Origin of the sequence: Halioglobus sp. Uisw_031, from assembly GCF_047729875.1 — a bacterium.
Classification (GTDB): Bacteria; Pseudomonadota; Gammaproteobacteria; order Pseudomonadales; family Halieaceae; genus Marimicrobium.
On record NZ_CP159826.1, the window covers coordinates 3121974 to 3139747 of the forward strand.

The 17774-nt window shown below is 50.2% G+C and carries 16 protein-coding genes; 11 read left to right on the forward strand and 5 right to left on the reverse strand.

The window, feature by feature from the left end:
* The first annotated feature begins 234 nt into the window (after positions 1-234).
* Positions 235-1032: a 5'/3'-nucleotidase SurE gene (locus tag ABXT62_RS14110; protein WP_415355922.1), complete on the forward strand. Its 798-nt coding sequence runs from the start codon at positions 235-237 to the stop codon at positions 1030-1032.
* 119 nt (positions 1033-1151) lie between these two features.
* Here ABXT62_RS14110 and ABXT62_RS14115 read toward each other — a convergent pair whose 3' ends face one another.
* A complete protein-coding gene (locus ABXT62_RS14115; protein ID WP_415355923.1) occupies positions 1152-1352 on the reverse strand; it encodes a hypothetical protein in 201 nt (66 codons plus the stop codon).
* Between the two features lie 132 nt (positions 1353-1484).
* Between ABXT62_RS14115 and ABXT62_RS14120 the strand changes: the two genes are divergently transcribed.
* The 7 genes from ABXT62_RS14120 to ABXT62_RS14150 all read left to right on the forward strand — a co-directional run bounded on the left by ABXT62_RS14120 (position 1485) and on the right by ABXT62_RS14150 (position 10889).
* Positions 1485-3743 carry a S8 family serine peptidase gene (locus ABXT62_RS14120; protein ID WP_415355924.1) on the forward strand — a complete coding sequence of 753 codons (2259 nt, stop codon included), beginning with the start codon at positions 1485-1487 and terminating at the stop codon, positions 3741-3743.
* Positions 3744-3985: 242 nt separating this feature from the next.
* Positions 3986-5044, forward strand: a complete 1059-nt coding sequence (locus ABXT62_RS14125; RefSeq protein WP_415355925.1) for a quinone oxidoreductase family protein — start codon at positions 3986-3988, stop codon at positions 5042-5044.
* A gap of 163 nt (positions 5045-5207) precedes the next feature.
* On the forward strand, positions 5208-6236 hold the full coding sequence (locus ABXT62_RS14130; RefSeq protein ID WP_415355926.1) for a DUF3616 domain-containing protein: 1029 nt from the start codon (positions 5208-5210) through the stop codon (positions 6234-6236).
* Positions 6237-6684: 448 nt separating this feature from the next.
* Complete coding sequence (locus tag ABXT62_RS14135; protein WP_415355927.1) at positions 6685-8358, forward strand: CotH kinase family protein; 1674 nt, start codon at positions 6685-6687, stop codon at positions 8356-8358.
* 3 nt (positions 8359-8361) lie between these two features.
* Entirely contained in the window at positions 8362-9162 is an 801-nt protein-coding gene (locus tag ABXT62_RS14140; protein WP_415355928.1) for a polyphosphate polymerase domain-containing protein, read from the forward strand.
* Positions 9163-9175: 13 nt separating this feature from the next.
* Positions 9176-9760: a DUF4956 domain-containing protein gene (locus ABXT62_RS14145; RefSeq protein ID WP_415355929.1), complete on the forward strand. Its 585-nt coding sequence runs from the start codon at positions 9176-9178 to the stop codon at positions 9758-9760.
* Positions 9753-10889, forward strand: a complete 1137-nt coding sequence (locus ABXT62_RS14150) for an OprO/OprP family phosphate-selective porin (RefSeq protein ID WP_415355930.1) — start codon at positions 9753-9755, stop codon at positions 10887-10889. The genes ABXT62_RS14145 and ABXT62_RS14150 overlap by 8 nt, the downstream gene beginning before the upstream one ends.
* 119 nt (positions 10890-11008) lie before the next feature.
* Here ABXT62_RS14150 and ABXT62_RS14155 read toward each other — a convergent pair whose 3' ends face one another.
* The 3 genes from ABXT62_RS14155 to ABXT62_RS14165 form a co-directional block, all read right to left on the reverse strand.
* Positions 11009-11389 carry a VOC family protein gene (locus ABXT62_RS14155; RefSeq protein WP_415355931.1) on the reverse strand — a complete coding sequence of 127 codons (381 nt, stop codon included), beginning with the start codon at positions 11387-11389 and terminating at the stop codon, positions 11009-11011.
* Positions 11390-11471: 82 nt separating this feature from the next.
* A complete protein-coding gene (locus ABXT62_RS14160) occupies positions 11472-11855 on the reverse strand; it encodes an MAPEG family protein (protein WP_415355932.1) in 384 nt (127 codons plus the stop codon).
* Between the two features lie 195 nt (positions 11856-12050).
* Positions 12051-12785: an SDR family oxidoreductase gene (locus ABXT62_RS14165; RefSeq protein WP_415355933.1), complete on the reverse strand. Its 735-nt coding sequence runs from the start codon at positions 12783-12785 to the stop codon at positions 12051-12053.
* Positions 12786-13203: 418 nt separating this feature from the next.
* Here ABXT62_RS14165 and ABXT62_RS14170 point away from each other — a divergent pair, with 418 nt between their 5' ends.
* The 3 genes from ABXT62_RS14170 to ABXT62_RS14180 all read left to right on the forward strand — a co-directional run bounded on the left by ABXT62_RS14170 (position 13204) and on the right by ABXT62_RS14180 (position 15975).
* Complete coding sequence (locus ABXT62_RS14170) at positions 13204-14196, forward strand: lysylphosphatidylglycerol synthase transmembrane domain-containing protein (RefSeq protein ID WP_415355934.1); 993 nt, start codon at positions 13204-13206, stop codon at positions 14194-14196.
* Positions 14197-14496: 300 nt separating this feature from the next.
* Positions 14497-15234, forward strand: a complete 738-nt coding sequence (locus tag ABXT62_RS14175) for a glycosyltransferase family 2 protein (RefSeq protein ID WP_415355935.1) — start codon at positions 14497-14499, stop codon at positions 15232-15234.
* A gap of 9 nt (positions 15235-15243) precedes the next feature.
* Positions 15244-15975: a class I SAM-dependent methyltransferase gene (locus ABXT62_RS14180; RefSeq protein WP_415355936.1), complete on the forward strand. Its 732-nt coding sequence runs from the start codon at positions 15244-15246 to the stop codon at positions 15973-15975.
* On the opposite strand, the gene ABXT62_RS14185 is transcribed toward ABXT62_RS14180, so the two are convergent.
* The gene (locus ABXT62_RS14185; RefSeq protein ID WP_415355937.1) at positions 15915-17309 is read right to left on the reverse strand and encodes a hypothetical protein; all 1395 of its coding nucleotides are present in this window, start codon (positions 17307-17309) and stop codon (positions 15915-15917) included. The genes ABXT62_RS14180 and ABXT62_RS14185 overlap by 61 nt on opposite strands.
* Between the last annotated feature and the right edge of the window lie 465 nt (positions 17310-17774).

Here is a 17774-nt window from a genome sequence, read left to right on the forward strand (position 1 = left end):
GAATAAATTACTAACCGCTGCATGAGTTCTCAAAAATCTCTGCGGCTGTCTGTGTGAGGAGGGCGATGGTGGGTGCACAGTAACGAACTGATCTAGCTGCATAAATGGGGAGGGCGACAGGAGAGCTTTGAACCACCTCGTGGTACCATACTCTTGAAAGTGGCAAATCAGATTTCTTTTATAGGGCATAAAAACTGAACTTTCTAATCCTTCAATAATGCTGGACTGCTTTGTATGAATTTACGGATTGCGATTACATCCTGTCTTAGTGTTGTCCTGTTTACTGGCTGTTCGGATAGCTCTGACATAATAGCCACACCGGAGCAGCAGACACTGACCCTACTGGTTACCAATGACGATGGTATCGGAGCACCGGGCATCGACGCCTTGGTAAATGGACTCTTGGAGCTGGACGATGTTGAGGTGAAACTTGTGGCTCCGGCAGAAAACCAAAGTGGCTCCTCCGACAAAACAACCGAGGGAGATTTGGTGTCGGAAGATTCGGCCACAGCCAGCGGTTACCAGGGTGTTGCTGTCTACGGTTACCCGGCTGATGCGGTAAATGTTGCCCTCGAAGATCTGGGCATCGTTCCCCATTTGGTCGTTGTGGGAGTGAACAAGGGGCATAATGTGGGACCGTATGCCGTAACTTCGGGAACTGTTGGGGCTGCCCGCACGGCGGCTAGAGCAGGCTACCCCGCTGTTGCAGCCAGCGTCAGCGTGTTTCCCGAGTACGCCGACTACGATGCAGCAGTGATCCTTGTCACTGACTGGATCAAAGATAATCGGGATGCGCTGATCAGCGGCTCAGCCAGCGCTGATACGGTAACAAGTTTCAATGTGCCAGGATGCACGGCGGGAGAAATTCGGGAGCTGGTTGCCGCACCACTTGCTGAATTCATATCTGACGATGATATTGGCAGGTGGTTTAAGACTGACTGCTCGCTAGAGCCAGACAGCCCACCGACAACTGACTTTGATGCACTGCTTAAAGGCCATTCCGCCGTTACTGATGTGCCGCTGGAGCTATAATCAATAATAAAGCCCCGGGGCAACCGAGCTGTCGAGGCCTCTTGGCTAAAGACTATTGCCCATGGTCAACTTGATACGGTTACGGGCACCCTTCGAACCCCAGTAGCTGAGCTTAAGCGTTACTTCCATGCGGGAGAAGTCATTGCGAGTTGGGCGCAGTCCATGCGGCGCAACACATGAAAGAGAACGACGCAAATCAGTATCACACCTGATGCCACATAGAGCCACCAGCTTATCGTCTTTACGCCATCCGCCGATTGCATCGACAGCGCCAAAGTGATCGGGCCCAGAAAACCTGCCAGTCCATCCGCAGGAAGCACCCTGGTAACGCCTGTCGAGGAATTCTTTGGTTCGTAAAGTTGTGCACACACCAAAGTGAAAATGTGGCTATCGCGCCAGCGGAAATTGACAAGCCTTGCGAAGAGTGGTTATCTTCCCTCAGAGTATTGGGGATGAACGCAGGGACCGGCATTGGACACCCCCATCAGGGAAAAACCGTGAAGACACGTATTCAAGCCTGGTCAATCCGCCTCGGCGCTGCAATGTCGCTGACACTCCTCATTAACACCTCAGCATCCGCTATTATCGATGTCGATGACCGTAATCAACCGGCCGTTCAGCCTCAGAACTCTGAGATCGCACCGAGGATTATCGTCAAGTTCCGCAACGTCAATGCCAATGACAGCCAGTCCAGCCGCGGCCAACGCGCACGTCCGGTGCTCGAGCGACTGGAGTCGAGAGACGCTGTGCGCCTGCAGCGACAGCGGAGTATCGCCACCGGTGCGGAAATTCTGCTCATGGAGCCGTCCGATCGTGGTCGCCTACAGCAGGTCATTACAGCCCTGCGTGCGGATCCTGAAGTGGAGTACGTAGAGGAAGATATACTGATGCAGCCGCTGTTCACGCCGAACGACAGCCTCTACCCCGACCAGTGGCAGTACTTCGAGAGTGTCGGCGGTCTGCGCATGACCAGCGCGTGGGACAGCGCCACTGGGAGCAATGTCGTGGTCGCGGTTATCGACACGGGTTACCTCGCGCATTCCGACCTCATCGCTAACATATTGCCTGGCTACGACTTCATCGACGACCCATTCATATCGCAAGACGGTGACGGTCGTGACAGCGATGCCTTGGATCCGGGCGACTGGGAGACCGCCGATCAGTGCTACACCGGATCACCAGCCTCCAACTCGTCGTGGCACGGCACCCATGTGGCGGGCTCCATCGCAGCCAAGACGGACAACGGAACCGGCGTTGCAGGTGTCGCATTTGATGCCCGTATACTGCCGGTGAGGGTTCTGGGTCGCTGTGGCGGCTACATGTCGGACATTGCCGATGGGATGATCTGGGCCGCGGGCGGCACTGTCAACGGCGTGCCCACGAATGGTAACCCAGCTCAGGTCCTCAACCTGTCCCTCGGCGGTGGCGGGAGTTGTTCCTCCACCACTCAGGCAGCTATTAACAGTGCCCGCGCTCTCGGCTCAACAGTGGTCGTTGCGGCCGGCAATGAGAATACCAATGCGTCCAACTCTACTCCGGCTAACTGCACCGGTGTCATCACGGTGGCAGCCACCAATCGTGCCGGTGCCCGAGCCTACTATTCGAACTATGGTGCTGTGGTGGACGTGGCAGCACCGGGTGGAGGCAGCGGCGGAGGGATTCTGTCGACCTTGAACATCGGCATTACCAGTCCCAGCAGCGACAGCTATGAATTCTACCAGGGCACCTCGATGGCCGCCCCGCATGTCGCAGGCGTCGCCGCACTGATATACGCCATAGATCCCACGATTACGCCTGACGGTGTCGAGACCATTCTCACGACTACCACTCGAACCTTTGTGGGTAGCTGCAGCCAATGTGGCAGCGGCATGGTTGATGCGGCGGCAGCCGTCGCGGCTGCAGCTGGCGGCAATAGCGGCGCTGGCGTATTGGACAATGGAACGCCGGTGAGCGGCCTTGCTGCTGCGGATACCGACTCACCGCTTTACTACACCATGGAGGTAACCGGCGGCGCAACCGAGCTACTATTTGCGATGTCCGGGGGCAGTGGCGACGCTGACCTCTACGTCAGATTTGGTACGGTGCCGACCACCTCTAGCTACGACTGCCGGCCCTACCTGACCGGCAATAACGAGACCTGTAGCATCAGCAATGTGCAGATCGGCACCTACTATGTGATGGTGCGGGCCTACTCAACGTTTTCAGGTGTCTCACTAGTCGGCAGTTACACTGAGTTCATCGATTTAGATGGTGATGGCTTTACTGATATTACTGATAATTGCCCGCTAATACCCAACCCTGACCAGTTAGACGCTGATGGAGATGGCAGTGGAGATGCGTGTGATAATTGCCTGCTAATAGCCAACCCTGACCAGTTAGACACCGATGAAGATGGCAGTGGGGATACCTGTGATAACTGCTTGCTAATAGCCAACCCTGATCAGTTAGACGCTGATGGAGATGGCAGTGGAGATGCGTGTGATAATTGCCTGCTAATAGCCAACCCTGACCAGGTAGACACCGATGAAGATGGCACTGGGGATAGCTGTGATAATTGCATAATAATAGCCAATCCTGACCAGTTAGACACCGATGAAGATGGCACTGGGGATAGCTGTGATAATTGCATAGTAATAGCCAATCCTGACCAGTTAGACACTAATGGGGATGGCAGCGGCGACGCATGTGTCGGGCTTCCTTCAGGCTGTTAGACAACGGTGATGCCGCGGGTCGTTCTTGCTCGCAAGTGGCGTCCAGCATGTCGTTACACGCATACCGTTTCTGACTAGTTAACGTTGCCACCTACTCATCGATGATGCTTGCCTTAGGGCCACCTGCGCAACGATCCTATCTGGGAAATATGCAGAGCTTGCGTTCTGTTGTCGGTTACCGTCAACATAGAGCCATCAATTCCTCTCTATACTAAAAAATTTTTGATAATCAGGACAACAGTATGATCAAAGCCTCTGCCCAAATGCGAGCATGGCGATTACATGCATACGGTCAGCCAGTCGATGTGCTAAAACTGGAACACATTGACATTCCGGAGCCCGGTGATGGCGAGTTACAAGTCAAGGTACTTGGCATACCGTTCAACCTAAATGATCTGGAACGCGTCACCGGCGGCAACATGATGGTACGACCCGAATTCCCCTACAGCCCGGGCATGGAAGTCATGGGGCTGGTTGAAAAATGTGGCAAGGGATGTGAATCATGGCAAGGGAAGCACGTGGTTGCCATGCCTGCCGGTGCACACGGCGGCTATGCAGAATATGCAATTTGCCCACCGGTATCAGCCTTCGAAGTGCCCAAAGAAATACCTCTGCCAGATGCAGCAGCACTTTATTTCCCTTATCATTTGGCGTGGTTAGGTTTAATTGAGCGCGCTAAAGTGCAAGCGGGAGAAACCGTATTAATCCATGCTGCCGCTGGCAGTGTCGGTTCGGCCGCTATACAGCTCGCAGTGAATGCCGGTGCACGTGTTATTGCGACAGCCGGGGCAGATGAAAAGTTGGACTGGTGCCGCAAACTCGGTGCAGACATTGCCGTTAACTATCATAGCGACGACTTTGTGGCTGTTGTTAAAGAAGCGACCGGCAAAAAAGGTGTTGATATCGTATTCGATACAGTCGGCGAAGCGGTCATGGAACAGTCACTTGGCGCCATTGCGTACAACGGTCGCTATATCATGATGGGATTTTCGTCTGACAAAACCGTGGCGGATGAAAAGTTTTTAGTGCCGCGCAGGCTTGCACTAAGTAACATCAGTCTATGCACAGTGATGCTTGCCTATGCCGATGAGGCTATGTCTGATTTCCTGAAGGATGCCATGGGCTGGAACTTTGTACCGGCAGCACTGGGCGAAAAAATTAATAGCATCATTGTTTCGCTAGTACAAAACGGAGAAATAAAACCTGCCATTGGTCGGGTCGTTGGTTTTGAAGATATCCCGCGAACACTGCAGGACTTGGCTGACAGGAAGACGGTCGGCAAAGTTATCGCCATACCTTAGCGCGACAATCTTCTGCAATTATTTCCTGAATCGCTGAGTTGGACGCAAGACCAATGCATCACATGACATCATGTTCGATATTCTGTGTGAGCACACTCACGCAGTTAGCCAGACAGTGGTCCATACCTTATCATCGAGCCTTGATGCTCATGCTGGAGGGATGATGATGATAAGATTACTGTTAGCCGCACTGCTAGCATCCTCTGCCAGCTTGGTCTCCGCCTTTGTTGAAGAGCACCGTCATAGTGGAATATGTGATGCTTCCGGTGTTGTTGCAATAAGTAATGATGCGTTTGCTGTTGCCGACGATGAACTCAACAGACTGCTCATCTACAACCTGCATACATCGGGCCCCGAAGAGTCTTCTCTCGAGCTTAGTGACTTCCTAGGGCTGCATCAACAAACCGATAATACCAAAAATAAGCCTCGTAAAATGACCAAAGAAGCTGATTTAGAGGGCGCAGCTCGTGTTGGTGATGTCATTTATTGGATCTCCTCACATGGGCGTAATCGCAAGGGGAAGAGAGTGGAAGCTCGAATGCAGTTTTTCGCAACCAAAATTTATAGTGATGGCCTTAAGTCTGTTTTACGACCTTTTGGTTCACCCTACATCCGTTTGCTGCAAGACATCATTGCTGCGCCTCAACACCAGAGCTTCGAGCTCGAGGCTGCAGCCACCTTACCTCCCAAGGCGCCGGGGGGCCTGAACATAGAAGCTATCGCCGATATGCCCAACGGACATCTGCTTATAGGTTTTCGCAGCCCCACTATTTCTGATAAGTCATTGATCATTGAATTAGAAAACCCGGGCGGCATCATCGAGGGAGAGGTGGCTTCTTTCGGCCGCCCTAGGTTGATTGAATTGGATGGCGGTATCCGCGCTATGGCGTCAGAGAACGGACGATACATGATCATAGGCAACGAGCAAGAGGCCGAGGCTGGTCAGTCCTCATTGTTCCTCTGGGATGGGGAAAGTAGTACCGTTGACAAAGTCGAAAGTCTGACCTTTGCAAACTTCAATCCGGAGGCCATTGCTGCTTTCCCTGACGAAAAAGGTGGCCAAGTTCTGCTGCTATCAGACGATGGCATGAAAAACGTCGATGGATCACCGTGCAAAAAAATCAGTGACCCCAGGCAGCGCCACTTCAGAAGCTTTTTATACAGAGACCCCGAACTTCTATTTTTTGACTGAGGTATCTGTGCCCTTAGTCCGCGGGCCAAAAAATTATATAATATTATCAATGGGTTGCGCGACCAAAGGCGGCCTTTGTCTTGATAGGTACTGATCGATTTTTCGTCCTGACCCGCCAGAATAAATCGCATTAAGCTGAATGGCCGACAACCATTGAAAACGTATTTATCAAGGTGTTTTGCAGGGAACTTTAAATGGATGCCAGACACTAATGTAAAAGCAATAGCGTGGTTGGCGGCAATACCGCATTTTGTAGTGCGCTGACACCCGTTCGCGGCTTGTTGGGTACCACTAAGCCAATGTTTTCCCCCGTACGTCTAGATGTAGACTATGGTGGGTCGGTTGTGACTCACGAGAGGCAGGGATGACATTGTGTCGGCCTGTCCAGCCTGATATGCTAGGGGGTGGGTTTAAAATAACATTAGCCAGATAATTACCGGTACCTGTCATGTCCAGATATTTAAGCGTTGCAGTAGCATTGTCTCTATTAGTATTGACCGCCTGCGGCGTTGGTGGCGATACAACTGTTGTCAGTAACAATGATCTGCGCCCTGCTCAGCCCGATTTAAGCGACCAGTTGTTTCAACCAAATAAGATTGTGCAGGTTGACATTAAGATGGACCCCGACGACTACGACATCCTGCGCAATGAGGGTCGCTATTTTGCGACTATTGCCACGGGATGTGCGAGCGAATTTGAATATAGCCGTTTTAAGGCCACCGTGTCCGTCGATGGAAAGATACTGGAGGACGTCCTAGCCCGTAAAAAAGGCTTTCTGGGCTCTCTTTCGGCAAGCCGCCCTTCCTTTAAATTAAATTTCGACGAACTGAGGCCCGGTAGACGCCACTACGGACTTGAACGCATGACACTGAATAATAACCTTCAGGATCCCAGCAACACCCACACCTGCATGGCTTATGAACTCTTCAGGGAGGCAGGCGTGGCCGCGCCCAGATGCAATTTCGCTCGCGTTAGCATCAATGGCAAGGATTTGGGTATTTACTCGCATGTAGAGAGCATCAAAAAAGATTTTATCAAGCGTAACTTCGCCAATGACAATGGTAATTTATACGAGGCCCAGATTGCGGATTTCGGCGAAAATCTAAAAGAGAACTTTCAACTTAAAACGAATAGAGAGATAAACGACCGATCAGACCTGAGTGCAGTCGTTTCAGCGCTGACTGCCACAGACGAGAATCTGCCTAGACTCCTGTCTCAAGTGGTTGACCTCGATGCCTTCATAACGTTTTGGGCTGCGGAGGCAGTGACCGGCCACTGGGATGGCTCCGTGTCGAATGCAAACAACTATTTTGTTTACAACAACCCTGACAATGGTCTTTTTTATTACATCCCATGGGGCACCGACGCCGCTTTAGAGCAGGATAGCCTTTTAAGCCCAGGCACGGGCCCATTATATCGTGCGACGAATATTCCATCGCGCCTGTACAAAATCCCAGAGTTTAAACAAAAATATGATGCGCGAGTGCTGGAGTTGCTGGAACAACTCTGGAATGCAGAGTCGCTCAATGCAGAAGTTGATCGCATCAGGGATCTGACTGATACACCCGAAGTCAATATGACGCAAGTCCGCAGATTTATTCGCGAATATGATGGCAAAGTGAGGGCGGCTGTCGCCGGAGAGACGCAGCAAACAGAACGTACTATTCCTGATTTTGCTCGGGTGTGCGATAAGAGTGGTTATATGACGCTCACTGGCAATATTGTTGACGGGCGTGGCACCGTTGAATGGGTCGATCTGAACGGCGGTTTAATCACCGTGCCGGTTAGCGCTTCTCCTGCTTCGGCGAGCCTTGGAGGCGGCCTCCCCTCGGACAGTGTCTCCATCATCCTCACAGGCTTCGTAGACGGGTCGCTGGTTGTTTTCCCAGTGCTGATAGAGAAAGATGAGTTTGGCCAGCTGGAGGTCGCTCTTCAGGGCACGACGACGATGATTCTTCGCGGTGACCTTAGCGGCTCAGGCAGCACTGGCTTCCGAATTAGCGGGGTAACGGGCGCAGGTTTAATTTCCTTTGACGAGGCGCCTACACTTGGCGGCGTAGTGAATATGCGTTTCACCGCTGAGTTTGTAAACAGCAGCGGTATTTTTGGTGGTAACCTGTGACCCATGGAGCTTAGACTCGAGCAAGCGCGATATCGCAGTGATCACGGTGAGCTGAGAGGCCAGAGCCACGATATAGAAAAGTCGTGTGCCACTATGGTCGCGAAATTTTCAGTACACAACCTCAAAGAGCAATCAGCAATCACCTTGGCCGATCGCACCGATTCCAAGTTTCTATTGCCCGTGCGAGTGCTGCCTCGCTTTCTGGGCGCCTTGAATACGGACTACACCATCCTCGAAGAATCAGGCCATCGTGTCTTTACTTACGAAAACACCTATTTTGATACGCCCGCTTGGGACCTATACTTGCAGCACCAAAATGGCAAAATGAACCGACACAAGTTTCGCTTGCGACGCTACCATGAGACCGATATTTCCTATTTTGAAAAAAAGTTTAAGACTAATAAGAATCGCACGGTAAAAGAGCGTATCAGCTGTGCAGAAGACCGATCCAGCGATATACGTGTTGAAGAAGATAGCGTCAAACCTAGCCTCTACGTAAATTATCGACGCCTTACGCTTTGGAATCACGCAGCCAACGAACGGCTGACACTAGACTATGACCTTTGCTATCGGCGTCCAGAAAAGACCAAAGTGGCAAGACTAGACGGCCTGTTAATTGCCGAGCTAAAAAGACACGGAAAGGCTAACGGCTCGCCTTTCGTTAAGACAGCAAAAGACTTTGGTTTTTCACCCCAGACATTCAGTAAATATTGTACCGGTGTCTGCCTAACGGATAATGGCTCACTGAAGAACAATCGTTTTAAATCAACACTGACTGAAATAAAAAAAGCCAGCGCGCTATAGGAGCAATTACTGTATGAGTTCAACCCTGGACCTTGACTTTTTAATAAGACTGCTCATTAATATGGCGGCCGTCCTGATATTGATCAGACTTGTTTATTTTCGAGCTTCAAGGCACCGAGCCTATGCCAGCTCATTTATCTTGTTCGGCATGGGTGTCTTTCTCGTCACCAGTCAGCTATCAAAGGTCGATATCTCACTTGGCTTTGCCTTTGGTTTATTTGCTATCTTTTCCATGCTGCGTTACCGCACAGAATCCATCACGATCAAAGAAATGACCTATCTATTTTTGGTGATCGCGATGTCGCTTCTGTCCGCCGTTGGAGGCATGCAGCACGCGGAGCTTGCGCTGCTGCTCGCCCTGGTCTGCGTAATGGCCTACATCACTGAAACCAGTCTGGTTCTGCCGATACTAGAGGAGCAGACAGTTCAGTATGAAAAAATAGAAAATATCCGACCCGAAAGGAGAGCTGAATTATTAGAGGACCTCCGCAGTCGTATGGGGCTAGATATCCGTAGCGTGGAGATTAACGAAATCAACTTTCTCAAAGACACAGCCCAACTGAAGGTTCAATATGTCCCTAGAGCGTCTGATGATTAATTCGAGAGCTACCAGCACTTGGGCTTTAGTGGTCCTGCTTTTTAGCGCGGGAGTCCACGCCGAAAAAGAACGGCTTAATATCAGTGGCCAAGTGCTGATGGACATCGATTATTATGAATCCTTCTGGGACAAAAGCGGTGATAGCTCCAATACCAATTTAGAACTGCGTAACGGCCGCATTCAGTTCACTTATGATTTCCCCGCAGGCTGGGAGGCGAAACTGCAGGTCAATGCTGAGGCCGACTCCGATGGCAGCGATATCGACCTCGGTTCGGCCTATATTCGCTATACAAACTGGAAGATAGCGAACATCACTTTGGGCAAAATGAAGGAGCCCCTGGGCATGGAACGTAACACTCGCAGCTCCCGAGTGGTGACGATCGAAGATTCCATGATGACAACATCTTTTACCCCTCGAAAGAATTGGGGCATACGTCTAAACGATGCAACTAAGCGCAGAACCTGGTCGCTGGCGGCAACGGTAGAAGAGGACAATGACGACGACGATCAGGGCTACAAAGAGGACGAACCCATTGCCCTCACAGGTCGGTTCACGCTTGCTCCAATCCACGGGAAAGAACAGACGCTGCAATTTGGAATCTCAGGGTCATGGCGAGACTGGAATGAAAATACTTTTCAAATCAGAAACCGAGCAGAAGTTTTTAGTGCCGACAATGTAGTCAGAAGCGCAGAGTTCGCCGCAGACAACCAGACAGTCATTGGATTGGAGGCTGCCTGGAGCCGCAATAGCCTACTCATACAGTCTGAGTACATGGCCACACGCGTTGAGGAGGTAAATGGGGCGGACTGGGACTATGACGGTTATTATTTTACAGCGAGTTACATCCTTACTGGCGAGCATCGCAAGCTTAGCAAAGGCAAGCTCGGCACGGTCAAACCGAAGGGTAGCAGCGGAGCCTGGGAAGTAGAGAGCCGCTACAGCTATATCAATTTGCAAGATAAAGGCTTGGGAGCGGAAGCTTCCATCACTACAGTAGGCCTAAACTACTACTACAGAGATGATATCAAGATAATGCTGGCCTACCTCTACCCCGACATCGCCGGCGACGTCACCAGCGATGACAACGGTGGCCATGCAATTTCTGCACGCGTGCAAGTGCTATTTTAACTAAAACCAGGGAGAGCCTCTTCGCTCTAAAACACAGCCGGACCGGACCACACGCCCCGTGTTTTGTTTTAAGCTTGTCAGCCCCGAACTGCGATGGGAACTACCACGGCCCAATAGCGTCACGCCATGCGATGGAGTGCACAGACCTTATTGCCAGCGGGGTCACGCAAGTAAGCGAGATAGATTTTTCCGACGCCGCTCTCACGCGGGCCAGGGGGCTCTTCAATTGCGGTGCCACCATTAGCCAGACCAGCGGCGTGCCAGGCATCAGCCATCGCCCCACTCTCCGCTGCGAACCCTATAGTGCTGCCATTTCCGTGGCTAACCGGTTCGCCATCAATAGGTATGCTGACTGAAAATATGCCTACTTTAGTAAAATAAAAACAACGCCCCTTTTCATCTATCACACCTGGCTCATGCCCAAGCGCGCCTAAAATAGCGTCATAAAAAACTTTCGACTCATTAACGTCGCTTGCACCCACCATAATATGACTAAACATTTTTTGCTCTCCTTACTTTATCGTGATGAGCCGCTTGATACTGGAGTCGCGCTCGCCGTATTCCGACTCGATTCGATTAAGGTCACACTAGTGGTATTACCGCACCAATAAGCCCACCGATAACCAAAATTTGTGCTGGCAGAAAACTCAAGACAAACCCCAGAGTTCGAGATTTTGGGTCAGCAACATATCCTCTGAAGTAGAGAAAACGCCCAACCACGAATATGACTCCCAAGCCAGCGGCCACTTCGGCATTGACGTAATAACCAAACATCAATATCCCTGGAATGAATAGGACTAACATCTCGAGCGTATTTTGCTGAACCCGGTAATACCTTTCAAAGATTGGATCGCCTGACACTGCGGGCGCGGCAACACCGTATGTCCCCCGCGCTTTTCCAACCAACATGCCGAATACTGAGTATTCGATAAGGGCTAATGCAATTACGATTGTCACTGCTGCCACATCATTCTCCTTAGGGCTATACCGCTCCAAGCAAACGCTTAGAATTACATGTGACTACTGTACCAACGAGTTACCCCCTAGCATAGCGCTTGATTACTCTTGCGCCGCAAAACACAGAAGATTAATGCCCAAGGGACAATAATTGCACACGCTTAATTGACGTTAGGTGTTTCTAGGGTTTCTGCACTGCCAACCTTATACTGCTAACAGGTCCTGATTCTCGACAACCAACAGCCCACGACTATCTGCGGCCATTGCCGCATCCACTACGGAGGACGCCACCTGCTGCAGTGGGACCGGGCTTTCAGGCAGCAATCTAGATACTACCACCGGCAAGCGGCGCATCAGCCAAGCAACAGGTGACATCAACAAACCCAATGGGATGGCAGTTCCACCGCCGGTATAACGCGTGCCGTAAATCGCCGAAGGGTATATCACCGTTGCCACATTATCAGCGGACGCCCTTGTATAATCAGCTGCGGCCTCACTAGCCTGCTGTTTCCCCACGTAATAGCCAAAACGACTGGAACGCATCAATGCCGGAATATGCGCGCTGAGCAACACCAGCCGTTTAACGCCTTGGCGCTGCGCTTCCGCAATGACAGCAGTATTAGCGCTACCATTGGTCATCACCTGTTGCTCGAAGGCACGCTGATTAAACGTTGGCAGCGGAGGCGAACCGACAAGACACACGATGACATCTGCCGACGCCACTAGCAATGGATCTGGATGAAGCGCATCTCCAACAACCCAGGTGACTTGATTCAACCATAACGGCCGAAGTTGTTCCAACCGAGCAGGCATCTTGCCACTGCGTGACACACTCGTGCAGATTGCACCACGAATCGCAGCAAGCTCAAGAACCTTACTACCAACAAAACCATTGCCGCCATAAACTAGAAGACGAGTCGGGGTGTTTGAGTCTGCCATAACATTTTCCTTAATCATGGGCTCTTATACGCATATAACTGCTAACCAGTTTACGACAAGAATAAACTGTACCCAAGGATAGACCGAACGTAGGGCCTCAAAACGCCGACTTGCTTAGATTCCCTCTTGAGCATTCTCGCTTGTCCCTAGTTGGAGGTAACGCAGGGCAGCGCCCAGGCCGCCCGCCCAGTTTAGCCTACGCGCAGCGTGCCAACGACAGGCTAAGCTGCATATTCACTTAGGGGACTCCCTACAGGCCAAAACCAGCGCTAAATAGTGTCTCAGATGGCTTTCCACTTCCGAGTCTAGCCGCTAGAATAGATATAATTAAGACCATTGTGGAAACAATGCCGAGGCAAACGTCTGAAAAGCGGGCTTTTCCCTACAAGAGAATAATATAGCGCGGGACAGGAAATGCGTGACAAGTTCTGAAGGATCAATATTTAGGAGTAAATACTTCAGGTTCTTTTTAGGCTTCGCGGTAGGTGCTACGCTGCTGTATTTAAGCGCAAAGAACGTAAGCTGGAATGAAGTCAAAGACGAATTCGAAAATATTACGTATGCATGGGTTTTCGTTGCGCTCGTTTTTTACTGGATTGAACTCACCCTTCGAATCACTCGATGGCGACTTCTTCTGTCGACACTCAAACCCCCTATTGCTGTTTACAAAATTGCCCTGTCGTTTATCTCAGGTTGTGCGGCCAACAATGTACTGCCAGCAAAATTGGGGGAAGCCTTTCGGGCTGACCTTCTTGGCAGATTGGCAAGCGTTTCCAGAATGACTGCTTTGGGGTCAATTATTATCGAACGCCTGTCTGATATGATTGTAATATTTGGGATGACCGCTTGGGGTATATTATTTATAACCACAACGCATCTCGATACCGCGAGCGACATTCACCAAGGTTTGGCTTTACTTGCAGCTCCCATCGCCGTCTTGGTAATAGCAGTATATTTCCTGGCAGTGAAGAAAAACCATTTCATCAGCGTTAAACTAAAAACCTTAGATATCAAAATTCACAATTTGTTACAGGGGCTAAACGCCCTTGAAGATCCCTGGACCACGCTGAAGTTACTCGGCAGCACTGTCAGCATTTGGACTCTTAATTGTCTGGCAATCTGGTCAATAATGATGGCGCTGCATATTGAACTTAGCCTCAACCAGACCATATTACTGGTTGGGATAACCGGTATTTCGGCCGCGATACCAGCAGCGCCGGCCGGCATCGGGACACTTCAATATGCTTTTCATATCACCGCAGTATTATTGGATTATTCTGCATCGGCAGCACTGGTGGCATCCGCCATTGTACAAATAGCTTTGCTGGGTAGCGCGACATTGGTAGGGGCGCTTTCTTACAGCTACGCTATCTCCACGCATTTATTGCCAAGAAATGAGACTGACAAATGATTGACGGACCGGCCAGGAAAACGCGCGTCACTAGCTTTGATGGCACGGTCAGTCTATCCACGGCGCGTCAAGGGTCGGATCGGTTCTCTCAGTATTATGTTCTCAGATATCGGAACACAAATCTGGCTTTTGCACAAAAACTGCTGTTTCCGTTAGCCACTCCAGAGAGTATGGCCGACGCCGTTTATAAAAGAAGACTTACAAGTGGGCGATATTTCCTTCCACGCTTGTGGTATATCCTATATCGTGGTGTACGACATCTACCTTAGGCGATATTTAAAAGGCTCTCATTCTAACGCGATGACTAAAACTCGACCTGACATTAGCTTATTCTTCCCGGTCTACAATGATGAACGTACCGTTCGCGTCGTCGCTAACAGAGCGCTTGAACTACTGGAGGAAGTGGCAGATAACTATGAAATCATCATCGTGAACGATGGCTCACCAGATTCGTCCGGTGCTATTGCGGACCAACTGGCCGTGGAACACGATAAGATTACTGCTGTACATCATCCGCAAAACAAGGGCTATGGCGCTGCGATGAAAACCGGAATCGCAGCCTCTCAATACGACATAATTTGCATGATTGACGGAGATAACGAATACGATGTCTTCGACCTGAAAAAGATGTTGGCCGTAAGAGAATATTACATGCTCGTCATTGCATTCAGATACAAGAAGCTCTATTCAACCAAAAGAATCTTTATCTCCTTCATTTACAACTCACTTTTGCGAGCATTGTTTAAAAGTCCGTTTCGCGATATTTCTACGGGGATCAGGTTGATCCATCGCGGATTACTCGACGAAGTGGAGTTAACCTCGAATAGCCCGTTTGTTGGGGCTGAGCTAACACTCAAATCAATGTTACGTGGCTTTCCTGTTGGCGAAGTAGGGATTCAAACGTTTCCTAGAGACTTCGGGCAGGGGTCTGCCACTTCGTTCAAAAATATCATGGGAACAATCGGGGATGCATGGCGAATTCGCAAGGAAATATTTTCGGACTCCTATGATTTGCCGGAAGGGCGCACGCGAGGGTAGAGGTGGTTCATGAGAGATCTAGCTAAGCTTTACCAAATCAGATTTTCTGACACTAACCGATATAAAAAAGATCTTGTCTGGCAAGTACTGTGTGAACATTACTTCCAGCAGTTTATCCCTCATTCATCCATTGTCCTCGAGGTTGCAACGGGATACGGCGAGTTTATCCGCCATATTACTGCGTCCAGAAAAATCGCAGTTGACCTTAATCCTGATTCCAAAGACTGCCTTCCCGAAGAGATAGAGTTTCACCTTGGCAGCGCGACGAATCTAACTATGATCAAAAGCGAGTCTATTGACGTTTGTTTTAGCAGCAACTTTTTCGAGCACCTGCCGAGTAAGGAGGTGATGGATGAGGTGTTGTGCGAGGTTTGGCGAACACTTAAGCCCGGAGGGCTCTATATTACTATGCAGCCGAATTTGCGTTTTGAGCCAGGCAGATACTGGGACTATTATGATCATGTTTTACCGCTTACACATTTGTCATGTCGGGAAGCTTTTATAAAGGCTGGGTTTGAGGTCACTAAAGTTGTTGACCGATTCATACCCTTTAGCACTGACTCCAAACTTCCCCAACACCCGCTTCTGGTAAAAATGTATCTGCGCGCCCCTCTGCTGTGGCGCTTCTTTGGTGGACAGTTTGTGATTGTCGCGCGCAAGCCAACGGATAACGGAAACGGTCAGTCCCCGAGCGACGATAGACGCTCACACTCGGGAAACGGTCTGCAAGGCGGGTTATAAATCCCGTCTGAGATAGCCTTGTCGACGATTCGATCCGACTCCCCCACCGGCATCAGTACTACCGGAAAGTGGCCATTGTTAAATTGGCTGTGTCGCTGGTTCATATGGTTTTGAAACAGGGGTTCAAAGTGAAAGTTAGACCAGCTCCAATATGTCACTGCGAGTAGCAGAACCAGAAGAACTGCGGGCGTCCTGACTAGGGCAAACCGCACCTGCAACAGTAAAGCCAAGGTACATACTAGTAGGGCCGATATAAAACTGTACCTTTGGTTCAAGACGTACTCCGGCGTCGTAAGTAGCGCTCTACCTACGGTGACAGCTGCCGCGAAGACGACGAGAAACCAGCAGTAAAGCGCGAGCCGAATATCATCATGCTTATAAGACTTCAGGGTGACGAATAGTAGTACGAGTAGTATGACAAGGCCGGCGGCTCCCGCCCCCAACGTGCTAATGTAGATAGGCGCACTACCCAAGATAACCAAGAAAAAAGTAGCATACTGCTCTAATATTTGGGTAATACTCGGATCCACTATGGCGCGTAATGGAACATCACCGGCTGTTACTGGCGGGCTATCGACATTATCTGCGATTAGCTCAGAGGTGATCATGTAGATGCCTTGGGTGAAGTCTCCATACCATAGCGTCAATACAACCGTGGCGACCAACAGCCACATCGCAGGCCACATTAGTGACCGGTGCCCGCTCACTAGGCATTGATGCAGCAGGCTGACAAGACCCAGCAACCACACGATATGGCCCGAGGCCAGCGTCAGTGAGGAGAGCGTACAAAATACCGCCGCAAGTAAAAATCTTGGTCCGCTCACCTTGTGCAGTGTAAATATGCAGGCGAAGGCATAAAGACACACATAATAGTAAGCAAAGGCTGCCTGACTAAAAAGAATAATCTTAAAATACCGAAAATTTAGCAACAGCAGTGCTGCGACCAAGAGGTAGACCCAGCGATACTTTTCTGTTCTGACAGTCAAATAGAACAATAACAGAATCAACAGCAAGCCTAGATTCGCGACGAGAGTCAGTGTGTGAAAATTCAGCTCGCCTTCAGCCAGGTAAACACCAAAAACGACTAGCCGCGAGGCGCTGGTACGGTGATCGTTGTACTGATTGGACAGAACCTTGAACGCGTCGCCTGCGCTATCAGCATTTTCGACCATACTGACAATCTGCAGGGAATCATAAATATCATCCTCGTATGGAATATTGATCGCATGGCTATTCACAAACCAAAAGTAGTGCGCAATCACCGCGCAAAGTGCGGCAAGCGGCAACCAGCGCACGAAAAAGTCAGACGTAGGTGGTAACTTGAAATTCGGCATCAGACTTTTAGCCGTGCCGGTCGACTTGTGGATCGACTAATGCGCCGGGCACAGGCGTCAGGAATTCTTTTGACACCAACAAAGATCGTCTTAACGCAGAGATTACTTTCATATCTAATAACACTCGTATTCCAGTCGACAATGTACTCGTTTATCTTGCAACATAACACCGCCCCACGATACATCATAGATAGCCGACATGATTAGATATTCGTTTTTTAACCAGGCCTTACACTTCAGCCGCAGTCTACTCGCTACTGTGCAACCAAGTTTGCGTTTTTAACGTGCTAGATGCTGGGGCACGATGTTCCTTATTGAGCACTTACAGGCCCGTGATATCCGGAAGCATTTATAAGGACTGGGGTTGAGATCGCTAACGTTGTTGGTCGATTCATACCATGTAGTAATGAGTCCAAACTTGCCAGACACTCGCTTCTGGTAAAAATGTGTCTGCACATACCTTTG

Excerpts from the sequence above, each read along its gene's own strand:
- ABXT62_RS14110 (WP_415355922.1), top strand. The coding sequence starts at position 235 with ATGAATTTACGGATTGCGATTACATCCTGTCTTAGTGTTGTCCTGTTT.
- ABXT62_RS14120 (WP_415355924.1), top strand. The coding sequence starts at position 1,485 with ATGAACGCAGGGACCGGCATTGGACACCCCCATCAGGGAAAAACCGTG.
- ABXT62_RS14125 (WP_415355925.1), top strand. The coding sequence starts at position 3,986 with ATGATCAAAGCCTCTGCCCAAATGCGAGCATGGCGATTACATGCATAC.
- ABXT62_RS14130 (WP_415355926.1), top strand. The coding sequence starts at position 5,208 with ATGATGATAAGATTACTGTTAGCCGCACTGCTAGCATCCTCTGCCAGC.
- ABXT62_RS14135 (WP_415355927.1), top strand. The coding sequence starts at position 6,685 with ATGTCCAGATATTTAAGCGTTGCAGTAGCATTGTCTCTATTAGTATTG.
- ABXT62_RS14140 (WP_415355928.1), top strand. The coding sequence starts at position 8,362 with ATGGAGCTTAGACTCGAGCAAGCGCGATATCGCAGTGATCACGGTGAG.
- ABXT62_RS14145 (WP_415355929.1), top strand. The coding sequence starts at position 9,176 with ATGAGTTCAACCCTGGACCTTGACTTTTTAATAAGACTGCTCATTAAT.
- ABXT62_RS14150 (WP_415355930.1), top strand. The coding sequence starts at position 9,753 with ATGATTAATTCGAGAGCTACCAGCACTTGGGCTTTAGTGGTCCTGCTT.
- ABXT62_RS14155 (WP_415355931.1), bottom strand. The coding sequence starts at position 11,389 with ATGTTTAGTCATATTATGGTGGGTGCAAGCGACGTTAATGAGTCGAAA.
- ABXT62_RS14165 (WP_415355933.1), bottom strand. The coding sequence starts at position 12,785 with ATGGCAGACTCAAACACCCCGACTCGTCTTCTAGTTTATGGCGGCAAT.
- ABXT62_RS14175 (WP_415355935.1), top strand. The coding sequence starts at position 14,497 with ATGACTAAAACTCGACCTGACATTAGCTTATTCTTCCCGGTCTACAAT.
- ABXT62_RS14180 (WP_415355936.1), top strand. The coding sequence starts at position 15,244 with ATGAGAGATCTAGCTAAGCTTTACCAAATCAGATTTTCTGACACTAAC.
- ABXT62_RS14185 (WP_415355937.1), bottom strand. The coding sequence starts at position 17,309 with ATGCCGAATTTCAAGTTACCACCTACGTCTGACTTTTTCGTGCGCTGG.